General features: G+C 71.7%; 10 protein-coding genes and 1 pseudogene. 4 read left to right on the top strand and 7 right to left on the bottom strand.

All coding sequences use genetic code 11. From position 1 onward, the window contains the following. Window positions 1–9: 9 nt before the first annotated feature. Window positions 10–780: pseudogene (locus IE247_RS29375) on the top strand (sugar phosphate isomerase/epimerase family protein); the annotation flags it as partial. Here the strand turns inward: IE247_RS29375 and IE247_RS29370 are convergent. Continuing rightward, complete coding sequence (locus IE247_RS29370; RefSeq protein ID WP_190126352.1) at window positions 674–1,630, bottom strand: EamA family transporter; 957 nt, start codon at window positions 1,628–1,630, stop codon at window positions 674–676. The pseudogene IE247_RS29375 and the gene IE247_RS29370 sit on opposite strands and share 107 nt — an antisense overlap. Window positions 1,631–1,717: 87 nt before the next feature. Here IE247_RS29370 and IE247_RS29365 point away from each other — a divergent pair, with 87 nt between their 5' ends. The 3 genes from IE247_RS29365 to IE247_RS29355 all read left to right on the top strand — a co-directional run bounded on the left by IE247_RS29365 (window position 1,718) and on the right by IE247_RS29355 (window position 5,466). Further along, on the top strand, window positions 1,718–2,617 hold the full coding sequence (locus IE247_RS29365; protein ID WP_190126351.1) for a LysR family transcriptional regulator: 900 nt from the start codon (window positions 1,718–1,720) through the stop codon (window positions 2,615–2,617). A gap of 298 nt (window positions 2,618–2,915) precedes the next feature. Continuing rightward, complete coding sequence (locus IE247_RS29360; RefSeq protein WP_190126350.1) at window positions 2,916–4,748, top strand: glycoside hydrolase family 3 protein; 1,833 nt, start codon at window positions 2,916–2,918, stop codon at window positions 4,746–4,748. A gap of 112 nt (window positions 4,749–4,860) precedes the next feature. Next, window positions 4,861–5,466, top strand: a complete 606-nt coding sequence (locus IE247_RS29355) for a hypothetical protein (protein WP_229869425.1) — start codon at window positions 4,861–4,863, stop codon at window positions 5,464–5,466. Between the two features lie 28 nt (window positions 5,467–5,494). Here the strand turns inward: IE247_RS29355 and IE247_RS29350 are convergent, their stop codons facing one another. From IE247_RS29350 to IE247_RS29325, 6 genes are all read right to left on the bottom strand, one after another. Further along, window positions 5,495–6,955, bottom strand: a complete 1,461-nt coding sequence (locus tag IE247_RS29350) for a S28 family serine protease (protein WP_190126349.1) — start codon at window positions 6,953–6,955, stop codon at window positions 5,495–5,497. Window positions 6,956–7,085: 130 nt separating this feature from the next. Then, window positions 7,086–7,565 (bottom strand): hypothetical protein, encoded by a 480-nt coding sequence (locus tag IE247_RS29345; RefSeq protein WP_229869424.1) that lies wholly within the window; start codon window positions 7,563–7,565, stop codon window positions 7,086–7,088. 165 nt (window positions 7,566–7,730) lie between these two features. Next, the gene (locus tag IE247_RS29340; RefSeq protein ID WP_190126348.1) at window positions 7,731–11,594 is read right to left on the bottom strand and encodes an ABC transporter ATP-binding protein; all 3,864 of its coding nucleotides are present in this window, start codon (window positions 11,592–11,594) and stop codon (window positions 7,731–7,733) included. A 22-nt stretch (window positions 11,595–11,616) separates the two neighbouring features. Beyond that, complete coding sequence (locus tag IE247_RS29335; protein WP_190126347.1) at window positions 11,617–12,582, bottom strand: serine hydrolase; 966 nt, start codon at window positions 12,580–12,582, stop codon at window positions 11,617–11,619. Between the two features lie 149 nt (window positions 12,583–12,731). Beyond that, a complete protein-coding gene (locus tag IE247_RS29330) occupies window positions 12,732–13,616 on the bottom strand; it encodes a serine hydrolase (protein WP_190126346.1) in 885 nt (294 codons plus the stop codon). Between the two features lie 98 nt (window positions 13,617–13,714). Beyond that, window positions 13,715–14,473 carry a GntR family transcriptional regulator gene (locus IE247_RS29325; RefSeq protein WP_190126345.1) on the bottom strand — a complete coding sequence of 253 codons (759 nt, stop codon included), beginning with the start codon at window positions 14,471–14,473 and terminating at the stop codon, window positions 13,715–13,717. Window positions 14,474–14,537 lie beyond the last annotated feature (64 nt).

Here is a 14,537-nt window from a genome sequence, read left to right as displayed (position 1 = left end):
GAGTCAAGGATGAAGTTCGCGTTTTCCACGTTGGGGGTGCCGGGGTGTTCGGTGGGGGAAGTGGTGGGGCTCGCGGTGGAGTGTGGGTATCAGGGGGTGGAGCTGCGGGTCGCGGAGGATGAGGTGGTGCATACGGGGCTCGGGGGGCGGGAGCGGGGGCGGGTGGTGGAGGAGTTCGGGCGGGCGGGGGTGGAGGTGGTCGCGGTCTGCGGGTATGTGGGGATCGCGGCGGAGGGGGAGGACGGGCGGGTGCTCGGGGAGATCGGGGAGCTGGTCGGGCTGGCCCGGGATCTGGGCGCGCGCCGGGTGCGGGTGTTCCCCGGCGGGCGGGGGCAGGAGCCCCGTACCGCCGACGCGAGGGCCGTCCGCAGGCTGGCCGCCGCCGGGCGGATCGCGGCCGGGGCGGGCGTACGGATCCTGGTGGAGACCCATGACTCGCACCCCACCGGCGCGGCGGTCTCGCGGGTGCTGGGGCCGGGGGATCATCGGCGCACGGGCGCGATCTGGGATGTGCTGCACCCGTGGCTGAACGGCGAGAGCCCGGCCGCCACTCATGCCGCTCTCGCCCCCTTCCTTGACTATGTGCAGGTCAAGGACGTGGCCTCGCGCGAGGATCTCACCCCGCTGCCGCTCGGCGCGGGCACGGTCCCGCTGGCGGAGTGTCTGGCCACGCTCACTCCCGGGACCTGGCTGAGCTGGGAGTACGAGAAACGCTGGCATCCGGCGGCGGCGGAGCTGCCGGAGCTGCTGGCACCGGGCCGGAGGCAGTTGGAGCGGCTGCTCGCCGCAGGGTGCTGAGGGCGACCCCGCCGATCAGCAGCACCGCGGCGGCCCAGCGGAGCGGGCCGATCGGCTCGCCGAGGAACAGGGCGGCGGAGGACATCCCGAAGACGGGTACGAGCAGCGAGAACGGGGCGACGACCGAGGCGGGGTAGCGGTGCAGCAGATACCCCCAGGCGCCGAATCCGAAGACGGTGGAGACCCAGGCCACGAATATCAGCGCCCCCGCGCCGCCCGGGTCCAGTGAGCGGAGCGCCTCAAGATCGGCGCTCGGCCCCTCGATGAGGAGCGAGAGGGTGAGCAGGGGCAGTACGGGGACGACACAGACCCAGACCATGAAGTTCAGGGCGTCCGGCGGGGACGCCTTGCGGGTGAGCACATTGGAGAGGCCCCAGCAGGCCGCGGCGGCGACGACCAGGCCGAAGGCGAGCAGCGGCCCGGAGGTTCCCTCGTCGACGGCGGCGAGGACGATGCCCGCGAGGGCGATCGCCATGCCGAGGACGCGGACGCGGTCCGGGCGTTCCGCGAGGAGGGCGGCGGCGAACACGGCGGTGAAGACGGCCTGGATCTGGAGGACCAGCGAGGAGAGTCCGGCCGGCATCCCCTGGTCCATGCCGACGAAGACGAGACCGAACTTCGCCACGCCGAGCGTGCACCCCACCGCGACGATCCACTTCCAGGCGACCTTGGGGCGGCCGACGAGGAAGACCGCGGGCAGGGCCGCGACCAGGAAGCGCAGGGCGGAGAAGAGAAGCGGCGGGAAGTGGTCGAGGCCGATCTCGATGATGACGAAGTTCACCCCCCAGACCGCGGCGACCAGAACGGCGAGGGTGGTGTGAAGGGGGCGCATGAACCGAGAATCGCTGGGATAACCATGTAGTACCAGCACGGATTCCTACCTGGTGGGGTTCAGCGCTGCTAATGAATGGGGGCGGGGATGCTCGATCTGGGGCGGTTGCGGGCGCTGCACGCGGTCTCGGTGCACGGTTCGGTGGCCGCCGCGGCCACCGCGCTCGGATACACCCCGTCGGCGGTGTCGCAGCAGATCACCAAGTTGGAGCGGGAGACGCGTACAACACTGCTGGAGCGGCGGGGGCGGGGGATCGCGCTCACCGACGAGGCGCGTCATCTGGCGGCGACGGCGCAGGAGCTGCTGGTCATCGTGGAGCGGGCCGAGGTCAGATTGGAGGAGCGCCGGGGGCGGCCGACGGGACGGCTGACGATCGCGGCGTTCTCTTCGGCGGCGCGAGGGCTGCTGCCGGGGGTCCTCGCGGAGCTGGGGCGGCTGCATCCGGGGCTGGACGCGCGGCTGACGGAGGTCGATCCGCATCTCTCGGTCGATCTGGTGGTCCGGGGGATGACGGATCTGGCGGTCGCCCACGACTGGGACATCGCGCCGCTGCCCGCGCCGGACGGGGTGGAGCAGGTGCGCATCGGGGACGATCTGTGCGATCTGCTGCTCCCCGAGGGGCACCGGCTGGTGGGGCGGGGCGCGGTGCGGCGGGAGGAGCTGGCGGGGGAGCGCTGGATCAGCCAGCCGCCGGGGACGGTCTGTCACGACTGGCTGCTGCGCACCCTGCGCTCGGTGGGGTGCGAACCGGATCTGGTGCATCTGGCGGAGGACAACCACACCCAACTCGCACTGGTGGCGGCCGGGCTGGGGATCGCGGTGATCCCCCGGATGGGCCGGGGTCCGCTGCCCGCCGGGGTGGTGGCGGTGGAGCTGGATCCGGTGCCGAGGCGGCGGGTGTACGCGCTGTGGCGGGTGGGGGCTTCGAGACGGCCGTCGATCGTGGCGGCGGTGCGGGTGATGAGGGAGATGTACGGGTCGGGGTGAGGGCTCGGGTCGGCGCCGGAGGCCGGGGGCCGACCCGACCCCCGGCGCGCGGCCCCGGCGCGCGGCCCCGGCGCCCGGCCCCGGTGGCGGGCTGCGGAGGCGGGCGCGGAGGCGGCTCCGGCACCGGCCCCGGCGGCGGGCCATACGCGGGCATACCCCCCGCCGTACCGGTGACCTTTCGCGCGGCGCGCACGGTTTCCGGTGCCGGACCCTTGACCTGGTAGTTATTTTCCGGTTATCCGTTTGTTCTTGGAAGTTTCCTTCAACTCGCTTATTGGGCAAGGCCGGAAGGAGCACCATGAACGACCGGAGCCTCTCCAGACGCACCCTCCTCGCCGCCACCACAGCCACCGCCGCCACCGCCGCCGTCGCGGCGGGCCCGTCCGCCGCCGCTGTCTCCGCCGTCGACAGCGGCCGGCACACCGACCGGCTCAAGCGGCTGATCTCCCGGATGAGCCTGGAGGAGAAGGTCGGCCAGCTCTTCGTCTCACGGGTGTGGGGGCACTCCGCCACCGACCCCGAGCAGGGGTACGCCGAACTGAACCTGAGGGACTTCGGCGTCCGCTCGGCGGCCGAGCTGGTCGCCAGGTACCACGTCGGAGGCATCATCTACTTCTCCTGGGCGGACAACGTCCGGGAGCCCCATCAGATCGCCGACCTCTCCAACGGAATCCAGCGCGCCGGGCTCGCCCAGCCCACTCCCCTGCCGCTGCTGATCTCCGTCGACCAGGAGCACGGCGCGGTGACCCGGATCGGCGATCCGGTGACCCAGTTCCCCGGCGCGATGGCCCTGGGGGCCGGCCGCTCCCGCAAGGACGCCCGCAGCGCGGGGCGGATCGCCGGGGCCGAACTCGCGGCGATGGGCATCCACCAGAACTACGCCCCGGTCGCCGACGTCAACGTCAACCCCGCCAACCCGGTCATCAACGTCCGCTCCTTCGGCTCCGACCCGAACGCCGCCGCCCGGATGGTCTCCTCCCAGGTGCGCGGCTACCGGAGCGCGGGCGTCGCGGCCTGCGCCAAGCACTTCCCCGGACACGGCAACACCAGCGTCGACAGCCACACCGCCCTCCCGCGCATCCTGCACACCCGGGAGGAGTGGAGCCGGATCGACGCCCCCGCGTTCCGGTCCGCGATCGCCGCCGGGATCGACTCGATCATGACGGCGCACATCCAGTTCCCGGCGCTGGACGCGAGCGAGGACCCGGCGACCCTCTCCCCCGCCATCCTCACCGGGATCCTCCGGGGCGAACTCGGCTTCGACGGTGTGGTGGTGACCGACGCCCTCAATATGAAGGGGGTGCTCACCAAGTACGGCGAGGCCCGGGTGCCGGTGCTCGCGCTGAAGGCGGGGGCCGATCAGCTCCTCTACCCGGAGAATCTGGCGCTCGCCTGGAACGCGGTGCGCGACGCGGTGCTCGGCGGGGAGCTGACCGAGGACCGCCTCGACGAATCGATCCTGCGGATCCTGCGGCTCAAGGACAGGCTGGGGCTGCTCCGCGACCCCTATGTCACCCACCCCGGGGTGGACCGTACCGTCGGGATCCCCGAGCATCTCGACACCGCCGCGGAGATCGCCGAGCGGACCACGACACTGCTGGTCAACAAGGCGGAGCTGCTGCCGCTGAGCCGGCGGCGGCAGCGGAATCTGCTGATCGTCGGAAGCGACCCCAACCCGGCCGTACGGCAGAACGAACGGCCCGTCGCCGCGCTGCGGAAGGCCTTCGCCGAACTGGGCTTCACCCCGACCGCGCTGCCCTTCGAGAAGGCCCCCACCCCGGCCCAGATCGACCAGGCGGTCGCGGCGGCGGCCGGCCAGGACGCGGTGCTCGTCACCACCTACAACGTGGACGCGGCGAGCAGTCAGCGCACCCTGGTCTCCCGGCTGGCGGCGACCGGCGTTCCCGTGATCACGCTGGCTCTGCGCAATCCGTACGACATCGCGCGGCTCGGCGATGTCTCCGCCGCGCTGGCCTCGTACGGCTGGTCGGCGGTGGAGCTGAGGGCCGCCGCGCGGGTCATCGCGGGACGGATTGAACCGGAGGGGAAGCTGCCGGTTCCGGTGCTCCGGGCCGACACTCCGACGGCGGTGCTCTTCCCGGCCGGGCACGGGCTCCGCTACCACGACTGAGCGAGCGGAAAGGCAGCCCCTTTGGCACCTTGTGCCACTGGCGTGAGATGCCTGTGCCGGGTCACCCTGGACCGACCGGCCGACGGCGGCCGGAGGTTCAGGGGGGTTTGCTGTGGCACATCGGCGTTCCGTCGCCAGGGGCGCGCTGCTCGGTGCGCTGCTCGGCGCGCTGATGCTGACGGCCGGCTGTTCGTCGGACGGCGACCGGTCCGCCGGGCGGTCCGCCGCGCCGCCGGACGGCGGGCACGGGCCGGTGCTGCTGGACGTCGACGAGTGCGGCTCGCGCGGTCACAACCCCCGGGAGACGCTCTGCACCCGGGCGGAGGCGGTCGCCCGGGTGATCGCCCGGTACGACGGGCGGCCGGCCGACGGGCCCGCGTGCCCGCTCACCACGGACTTCGTACTGAGCGTCTCCAAGAGCCGGGAGACGGGCGGCGGTGACGGCCAGGGCGAGGGATACGCCTGCATGCGCAATCTGGAGGCACCGCATCCGGGAGACCCTGGCGGAGGCGGCGGCCCGCACACCGTGGTCGGCGACTGTGTCCGCCGCACCGGGGACGGCCGGGTGAAGGAGACCGCCTGCGACGGCTCGGGGGCGTACGAGCCCGAGTACACGATCGGTTCGGCCCACCCGGACAGGGCGCGGTGCCCGGCCGGCACCGCCCTGTATGTACGGCTGCCCGGGGAGAGCCCGGTGGGCTGCGCCCGCCGCGTATGAGCGGCGGCGGGCGCGGCCCGGGGAAGGGTTACGGCCGCAGGGCCGACTCCTTGCGCACTTCGCGCTTGTCGAGCTTGGCGTCGAAGCGCGCGAGCGGCTTGGCCTTCGTCTCGCTCTTCTGGACGGCGGCCGGGGCGACGCCCGCCCACTTCAGGATCGAGGCGGTGGCGGCGGCCTTCTCGGCGGCGGGCAGACCGGCCACATTGGCACCGTGGTTGGCTCCGGGGACCGTGTAGACATAGCTGTCACGGCTGCCCTTGCCGAGGCGGAACGGCTCCGCGCTCCACGGGTCGTTCGCTCCGTTGACGAACATCATCCGGGTACCGTCGTGGCGCACCCAGCGGTCGATGTCCTTCATCGCCTTCGGCTTGAACGTCATCTCGATGTCGCGCGGGACGAAGTTGCGCGGCGGCTGGTACCCGTACCGGCTCAGCCCCTTGAGGTGGCGCTGCTTGATGTCCGGCGCGCCCATCTCCGTACCGGCCTGGTAGTAGTACGGCGTGTACGGGGTCAGGCCCTGGTCGGTGTAGAAGGAGAAGCCGGAGATGTCGTCGACCAGGTCGAACAGCTCCTGGTCGGTGGTGTTGGCGGCGACCGGGATCGCGGCGCAGTCGGCTTCCTTGCGGTACTGCCAGAAGCCCCAGGTGAAGTCGAGGACGACGGCCTCGAACGCCTTGTCCAGCGAGCCTATGGTGTTGAAGGTGTAACCGTTCGCGGCCACCTGCTTCTTGTACAGCTCCTGGAGCGGCCCGCGGCGGATCAGCGACTCGCGCTGGACGTTGTTGAGCTTGGTGCGGCACTCCTGGGTGCCGACCCGCTCGAAGAAGCGGTCGTACGCCTTGTCGCTGTGGTTCACGGTGTCGTTCGGGGCGACGTAGGCGACGATGCCGTCCATGTCGTCCGGGTAGAAGCGCTCGAAGTAGGTGGCGGTCATCCCGCCCTTCGAGCCGCCCGTGGCCAGCCACTTCCGGTCGTAGATGCCCTTCAGCGCCTTGTGGATGCGGTGCTGGTCGCTGGCGGCCTGCCAGATGTCGAGCTTGGACCAGTCGGCCGGGCTCGGGCGGGACGGCGTGAAGAAACGGTACTCCATGGAGACCTGGTTGCCGTCGATGATCGCCGTGGGCTCACTGCGGCGCGGGTTGGTGTTCAGCCCGTAGCCGGAGGTGAAGAAGACGGTGGGACGGGTGGTGTCCTTGTGCAGCAGGGTGATCCGCTGCTGGAAGGTGCCCTTGCCGGGGTTCCGGTGGTCGACCGGCTGGGTGTAGTTGAGGACGAAGAAGCGGTAGCCCGGGTGGGGCTTCTCCTCCACCAGGCTCATCCCCGGTATCGCGAGGATCCGGTCCTTGATGTCCTGCTGTGCCGCCCGCTGTCCGGCCTGTGTGCCGGTCTCGGACTGAGCGGCGGTGGCCGCTTCGGTGGCCGCCCCGGCCGCGGTCGCGGTGCCGATGAGCATCGCGAACGACAGCACCCCTGTGAGCGCCTTGCGCATGAACCCTCCCCTGACTTCTTCATGTGGGTCGCGGCGAACCTAGCGGTGGTCACACCCGACCCGCCAGCCCCTAATATCTGCAACTCACATGAATTCAGGTGACAGATGGGGGTGAAAGACCACAAGGCGGTCAGCAGAGAATCCAACCGGTGGAACGTCCCACTCCGGAAACCTTGCCGGAGGCCCGTACACAGCGGTTGAGCGCGTGCACGGTGACCGGTCCGGCCCGGTGGGTGAAGCGGCCCTCGTCCACCCGGGGGTGTCCGCCGCGCGCCTGGATGGAGACGGACATCTTCCGGCGCGGACCGGGGTTCTTCGCGATCGTGACGGCGCACGCGTACCGGCGGTTCTTGTAGACGCGCAGCTCACCGGTGGAGAACTCCAGGACCCTGTCCGGTCTTCCGGTGCAGACGGAGGAGGGGTTCACGCTGATCGACGGGGTCGCGGCGGCGGCCGGGCCGGCCGGCGCGAAGGTCACCAGCGAGAGGAGTACGGCGAGGAGCCGGGCGAACCGGCGGCGGCCCGAGCGGGACACCGCCCGCCGGGCCGCTCCTCGTACCGCCTCCGCCGCCCCCGCCTCCGGCTCCGGCTCCGCCGTCCCCCGTGTCACTCCGTGCTCCGTGGCCCGTCCCGTATGTCCCGTACTCGGCCCGCTCAGCGTCATCGCCGCCCCCTCGCCTCGATCCCCGTACCTTCGTACACGCTCCGGCGAGGCGTTTGGTTGGCCCGTCACCCGGCGAACTCACCCCGGCGGAGCAGTGCGGGGGCGGGGGCCTCAGCCGGCCACGGCCGCCGGGACGTCCTCGGGCGGGCGCTCGTCCGCGCCGGTGAAGGTGCGCCACAGGGTGGCGTAACGGCCGCCCCTGGCGAGGAGTTCGGCGTGGGTGCCGTCCTCGGCGACCTTGCCGTCGGCCATCACCACCACCCGGTCGGCGCGGGCGGCGGTGGTGAGGCGGTGGGCGACGACCAGGGTGGTGCGGCGGCCGGTGAGCCGGTCGGTGGCCTGGTTGACCTGGGCCTCGGTCGCCAGGTCCAGCGCTGCGGTCGCCTCGTCCAGAAGGAGTATGTCGGGGTCGACCAGTTCGGCGCGGGCCAGCGCGATCAGCTGGCGCTGACCGGCCGAGAGATTGCGCCCGCGCTCGGCGACCTCGTGGAGATAGCCGCCGTCGAGAGTGGCGATCATGTCGTGGGCCCCGACGGCGCGGGCCGCCGCCTCCACCTCGGCGTCGCTCGCCTCGGCGCGGCCGTAGGCGATGGCGTCGCGGACGGTGCCCTCGAAGAGATACGACTCCTGGGGGACGACCCCGAGCCGGTGCCGGTAGGCGGTCATGTCCAGCTCGCGCAGATCGGTGCCGTCGGCGGTGACCCGGCCCCGGGTGGGGTCGTAGAACCGCGCCACCAGCTTGACCAGCGTCGACTTGCCCGCGCCGGTCTCCCCGACGAAGGCGACGGTCTGTCCGGCGGGTATGCGGAGGTCGATGCCCCGCAGCGCGGCCTCCTTGTCGCCGTAGGCGAAGTCGACGTCCTCGAAGACGATCTCGCCCCGCAGGGAGGGGACGTCGGCGGGGTGCCCGGCGGGCCGGGTGGAGGTCTCCTCGGCCAGCAGCTGCTGGATGCGCTTCACCGAGACGGCGGCCTGCTGATAGCCGTCGAAGACCTGGGAGAGCTGCTGCACCGGGGCGAAGAACAGCTCGATGTAGAGGAGATAGGCGACCAGCGCGCCCGTGGTGAGGGTGCCCGCCTCGATCCGGTTGGCCCCGACGATCAGCACGGCGGCGGCGGCCACCGAGGCCAGCAGCTGAACGAAGGGGAAATAGACGGATATCAGCCACTGGCCCTTGACCCTGGCCCGCCGGTAGCTGTCGCTGCCCGCCGCGTAACGGCGGTTGCCCTCCTCCTCGCGGCGGAACGCCTGCACGATCCGGAGCCCGGAGACGGACTCCTGGAGGTCGGCGTTGACGGTGCTGACCCGGTCGCGGGCGAGTTCGTACGCCTTCACGCTCTGCCTGCGGAAGAACCAGGTGCCGACGATCAGCACCGGCAGCGTCGCGAAGACGACCAGCGCCAGCGAGACGTCGATGACGACCAGGACCGCCATGATGCCGAGGAAGGTGACCACCGAGACGAAGGCCGTGACCAGACCGGTCTGGAGGAAGGTGGACAGGGCGTCCACATCCGTTGTCATCCGGGTCATGATCCGGCCGGTCAGCTCGCGCTCGTAGTAGTCGAGCCCCAGCCGCTGGAGCTGGGCGAAGATCCGCAGCCGTACGGAGTACAGCACCCGCTCACCGGTGCGGCCGGTCATCCTGATCTCGCCGGTCTGGGCGATCCACTGCACCACCACGGTGAGCAGCGCCAGCAGCGAGGCGGTCCACACGGCGGCGAGGGCGGCCTGCTCCACGCCCTGGTCGATGCCGTGCCGGATCAGTACGGGCAGGAGGAGGCCCATGCCCGCGTCGACGGCGACCAGCAGCAGGCTCGCCAGCAGCGGCAGCCCGAAGCCGCGCAGCAGCATCCGCAGCCCGCCGCCCTCGCCGCGGGAGCGCTCGGGCCCGGCGGCGGCCCGGGTCTCGTCCACATCGGGGGTGGCGTCGGCGGGCGGCAGCGCCTCGACCTGCGCGAGCAGCTCGGGGGTGGCTCCGGGGGCGGCGGACTCGGGGACGCTCTCGCCCCGGACCCAGAGCCGGGGGGTGATCCCGTGCTCGGCGTCGAACTCGGCGTCCAGCTCCTCGCGCACGGTGCGGTCGTCGTCGGGCGCGCCCGGCCGCGGCGGGGTGTGTCCCGGGGAGACCGCGCCCAGCTCGTCCGGGTCGGTGAGCAGCTTGCGGTAGAGGGCGGAGCGGGCGGTCAGCTCCTCGTGGGTGCCGATGTCGGCGAGCCTGCCGCCGTCCAGGACGGCGATCCGGTCGGCGAGGTTCAGGGTGGAGCGGCGGTGGGCGATCAGCAGGGTGGTGCGGCCGGTCATGACCGTGCGCAGGGCCTCGTGGATCTCGTGCTCGACCCGGGCGTCGACGGCGGAGGTGGCGTCGTCGAGGAGGAGGAGACGGGGGTCGGTGAGGATGGCCCGGGCGAGCGCGATGCGCTGGCGCTGGCCGCCGGAGAGGGACAGGCCCTGTTCGCCGACCTCGGTGTCGTACCCCTCGGGAAGCTCGGAGATGAAACGGTCCGCCTGGGCGGCGCGCGCGGCGGTCTCGATCTCCTCCCGGGTGGCGTCCGGCTTTCCGTACGCGATGTTCGCGCGGACGGTGTCGGAGAAGAGGAAGCTGTCCTCGGGGACGAGCCCGATGGCGGCCCGCAGCGAGTCGGTGGTCAGCTCGCGCACATCGTGGCCGCCGACGAGGACCGCGCCGTGGGTCACGTCGTAGAAGCGGGGCAGCAGCAGCGAGACGGTGGACTTGCCGCTGCCGGACGCGCCGACGACGGCGACGGTCTCGCCCTCGCCGATCTCCAGCGAGAACCCTTCGAGGACCGGCCGCTCCGGGTCGTAGCCGAAGGTCACCGCGTCGAACTCGACGGTGGCCGGAGCGTCGGCGGGGAGTTCCTTGGTGCCGTCGCGGAGGGTCGGCTCGGTGTCGATCAGCTCCAGGACGCGGTCCACGCCCGCCCTGGCCTGCTGTCCCACGGTCAGGACGACGGCGAGCATCCGCACCGGGCCGACGAGCTGGGCGAGATAGGCGGAGAAGGCGACGAAGGTGCCGAGAGTGATCTGCCCCCGGGTGGCCAGCCAGCCGCCGGTGGCGAGCATGGCGACCTGGCCGAGCGCGGGCACCGCCTGGAGGGCGGGGGTGTAGCGGGCGTTGAGCTTGATGGTGCGCAGCCGTCCGGCGAAGAGCTTGCGGCTCGCCGCGCGCAGTTTGCCGGACTCCTGCTCCTCCTGGCCGAAGCCCTTGACCACGCGTACGCCGGAGACCGCGCCGTCCACGACGGAGGCGACGGAGGCGGCCTGGCTCTGCGCGTACCAGGTGGCGGGGTGGAGACGGTGGCGGCTGCGGTCGGCTATCCACCAGAGGGCGGGGGCGACGGCGAGGGCGATCAGGGTCAGCGGCAGCGAGAGCCACGCCATGATCACCAGGGAGATGAGGAAGAGCAGGATGTTCCCGATGGTCATCGGGAGCATGAAGAGCAGGCCCTGGATGAGCTGGAGGTCGCTGGTGGCGCGGCCGACGACCTGCCCGGTGGAGAGTTCGTCCTGCCGGCGGCCGTCGAGCCGGGTGATCGTCGCGTACATGTCGGTGCGCAGATCGTGCTGGACGTCGAGGGCGAGCCGGCCGCCGTAGTAGCGGCGTATGTACGTCAGTACGTAGACGACGACGGCGGCGGCCAGCAGCAGACCGGTCCAGACGGCGAGGGAGCGGGTGCCGTCCCCGATGACGTCGTCGATGACGACTTTGGTGATGAGGGGGACCAGGGCCATGACGGCCATGCCCGCCAGGGAGGAGCCGAGGGCGAGGATCACATTGCGGCGATATCGCCACGCGTAACCGCTCAGCCGCCGTGCCCAGCCGCGACCGGGGCCGTCAGGGCTCCCGGCGTTCCCCGCGCTCCCTGTCCGTTCCGCCGCCTTCGCAGCCGCCACGTGGTGCCTCCCGTCGGTTCTGTCCCACCGGAAGGCACCAACGCGCTGAGCGGCGGATTTCATCCCGCCTTAACAAAGGTGGCGTTTAGTCCAAGGCCGGGACCGAGGCCCGGGCATCGGGGGAGGCGGCGCGCTCGGGGGTGGCCGGGACGGATTCGGTCGGTATGGCGGGGGGCGCGAAGGCGGTGCGCGCGGGCGCCTTGGGGTTGAGGGCCTTGTGGACGGCGCGGGAGACGGCCTGGATGGTGTTGACCCCGTCGTTCATCGACTTGTTGCCCTGAGTGAGGACGGTGATCGTGTAGTCGTGGCCCTTGCCGGTGAAGGCCCCGACGCTGTGCACCCGCCAGCCGTGGGTCTTCCGGGGCAGCCAGCCGTTCTTGACCTGCACGGTCGCGGTGGCCGGCGCGCCGGCCGGGGTGCCCCAGCGCTGGGACGGGACGACCTCGCGCATCAGCTTGCGGGCATAGGCCCGGGAGTCGTCGTTGAGCAGGGTGTTCTTGGCGGTCAGCCGTGCCAGCAGCCGCTGCTCGTCCCGGGCGGTGATCTGGGTGAGGCCCCAGTAGCCGCCTGCCCCGGGGGTGGTCTGGGTCATCCCCGCGCCGCTGAGGAAGCTCTTGATCTTGGTCATGCCGAGCTGCTTCCACAGGGTGGAGGTGGAGGCGTTGTCCGACTTGGTGATCATCGCCTTGGCGAGCTTCTGCTCCTGCGAGGTCAGCTTCCGCTTCTTCTTCTGCGCGTCCAGCAGCAGCGCGCCGAGGACGGTGACCTTGACGACGCTCGCCGAGTCGAACTTCTGGGTCGCGCGGTACGCGCAGCTCGTCCCGGTCACCGTGTCGTCGACCTGGAAGGCGATGGTGCCCTTGCGGCTCTTGAGGGCCGCGGTGAGGTCCTTCGTCATCTTGGCGGCCAGCCCCGCCTTCTTCGACGTACAGCCGACCTTCGGCGCGGCGGCGGCAGCGGGTGCGGCGGCCACGGCGGTCGGCAGGAGTACGGCCGCCGCGAGGACCGCGGCGACGGCGCGCCCGGGCGCGGCTGTTCGGTGGTGCGTCATGGAGGATTCCCCATCCCCTGGTGCCTGATGCGGGCGCCCCATTCATGTGCACCCACCACTCATGACTCACGGGAGACGGGATGGTTGTACGACAATTCCGGACCCGCCCGAACGGTTACGTACCGGTGACCCGCATGGGACGGGAGGTGTCAGAGGTGCTGGTGAACGGCGCGGGAGACGGCCTCTATGGTCGTCACGCCGTCGTTCATGACCGCGTTGTCCTCGGTGAGGACGGTGATCGTGTAGTTCCGCCCGGTGCCGGTGAAGGCCCCGAGGCTGTGCACCCGCCAGCCGTGGGTCGCCCTGGGCAGCCAGCCGTTCTTGAGATGGACGGCCGCCCCGGCGGGAGCGCCGGCCGGGGTGCCCCAGCGCTGGGACGGGATCACCTCGCTCATCAGCTTCAGCGCATAGCGCCGGGAGGCGTCGGTGAGTACGTCGTTCTCCCCGGTCAGCAGCGCGAGCAGAGTGCCCTGGTCACGCGCGGTCACCTGCGTCAGCCCCCAGAAACCGCCCCCGCCCGGGGTGGTCGCCCGCATCCCCGCGGCGTCCAGGAACCGCTGCACCCGGCCGGTGCCCAGCCGCTGCCACAGCGCCGAGGTGGAGGCGTTGTCGGACGCGGTGATCATGGCCCGGGCCAGCGAGCGCTCCCCCGCCGTCAGCTTCCGCCCCCGCTCCTGCGCGTCCAGCAGCAGCGCGCCGAGCACGGTGACCTTGACGACGCTCGCCGAGTCGTAGGGCCGGTCCGCGCTCACCTCGCAACTGGTGTCGCTGATCCGGTCGTGGACATGGACGGCGGTGGTCGAGGCGCGGTCACCCACGGCGGCAAGTATGTCCCGCCCCAGGCGGTAGGCGAGGTCCACGTCCATGGAGGTGCAGGCGACTTCCAGATCATCGGCGACGGCGGCGGTGGCGGCGGGAGCGGGAGCGGCCCGGGGAGCGGCCGGGGCCGCTGCCGCCGGGGCGGCGGCGAGCAGCGGGGCGAGCGGAAGAGCGGCGAGGAGGAGTGCCGCCGTGCGCGGTAACCGGTGTGTCATGAGGCCCCCTTGGTTGAAGGGCCATTGACGCACGCCTGCCTGTGAACGCGCGGACGTTCGACAGGACCGGCTTCCGGCGGGCTCGGAATTCGATTCACTCAGGGAGTGAAGTCGTACTCCAGGATGTAGGCGGACGAGTCGAGGACCATGTCGTTGACCTCGACGGCGGTGCCGTCCTCGGTGAAGGCCGTGCGGCGGACCAGGACCACGGGAGTGCCCGCCGGGAGCGAGAGCCGCTCGGTCTCCAGCGGGGCGGGCATCCGCGAGCGGACCTCCTCGCGGAAGCGGACCGGCCGATGGCCGATCTCGCCGAGCCTGGCGTAGATGCCGCCCGGGCCGGTGTCGATATCGGTGATCGCCGTGCCCGCGACGAGTCCGGCGTCGAGATGGGAGGTGGCCAGCATGACGGGCCGCCCATTGAGCGCGTACCTTCTGCGCCGCATGCACACGGGCACGCCCTCGGCGAGACCGAGCAGCGACCTGATCGCCTCCGGCGGACTCTCCTCGGCCACCGAGACCGAGTCCAGCTTCAGATCCCACCCCTCGGCGTCCATCGACCACACCGAGCGGCCCTCGCCCCACAGCCCCGCCGACAGACGCTGCACTCCACGCCGCCGGATCGGCCGGTACTCGCGGACGAAGACACCCGCCCCCTTCCTCGCCTCGGCCAGCCCCTCCGCCCGCAGCACCCCGATCGCCTGCCGGGCGGTCATCCGGGCGACGGCGTGCGCGGCCATCAGGTCGTTCTCACCGGGCAACCGGTCGCCCGGGCCGTACTCCCCGGTCTCGATGGCGGCCTTCAGTTCGAGGGCGATGCGCTGGTACTTGGGCTGTCGGCCGCCGCCCTGGCTTCCCATGTGGGACCCCTCCCGGATCATCTCCGCCCATCCTAGGCAGGCCCTGTGAACCTGTTCGACGTTC

Origin of the sequence: Streptomyces inusitatus (assembly GCF_014651115.1) — a bacterium.
Taxonomy (GTDB): domain Bacteria; phylum Actinomycetota; class Actinomycetes; order Streptomycetales; family Streptomycetaceae; genus Streptomyces; species Streptomyces amakusaensis.
Note: the sequence above shows the minus strand (reverse complement) of the source record. Positions and strands in the feature narration are given on the sequence as shown.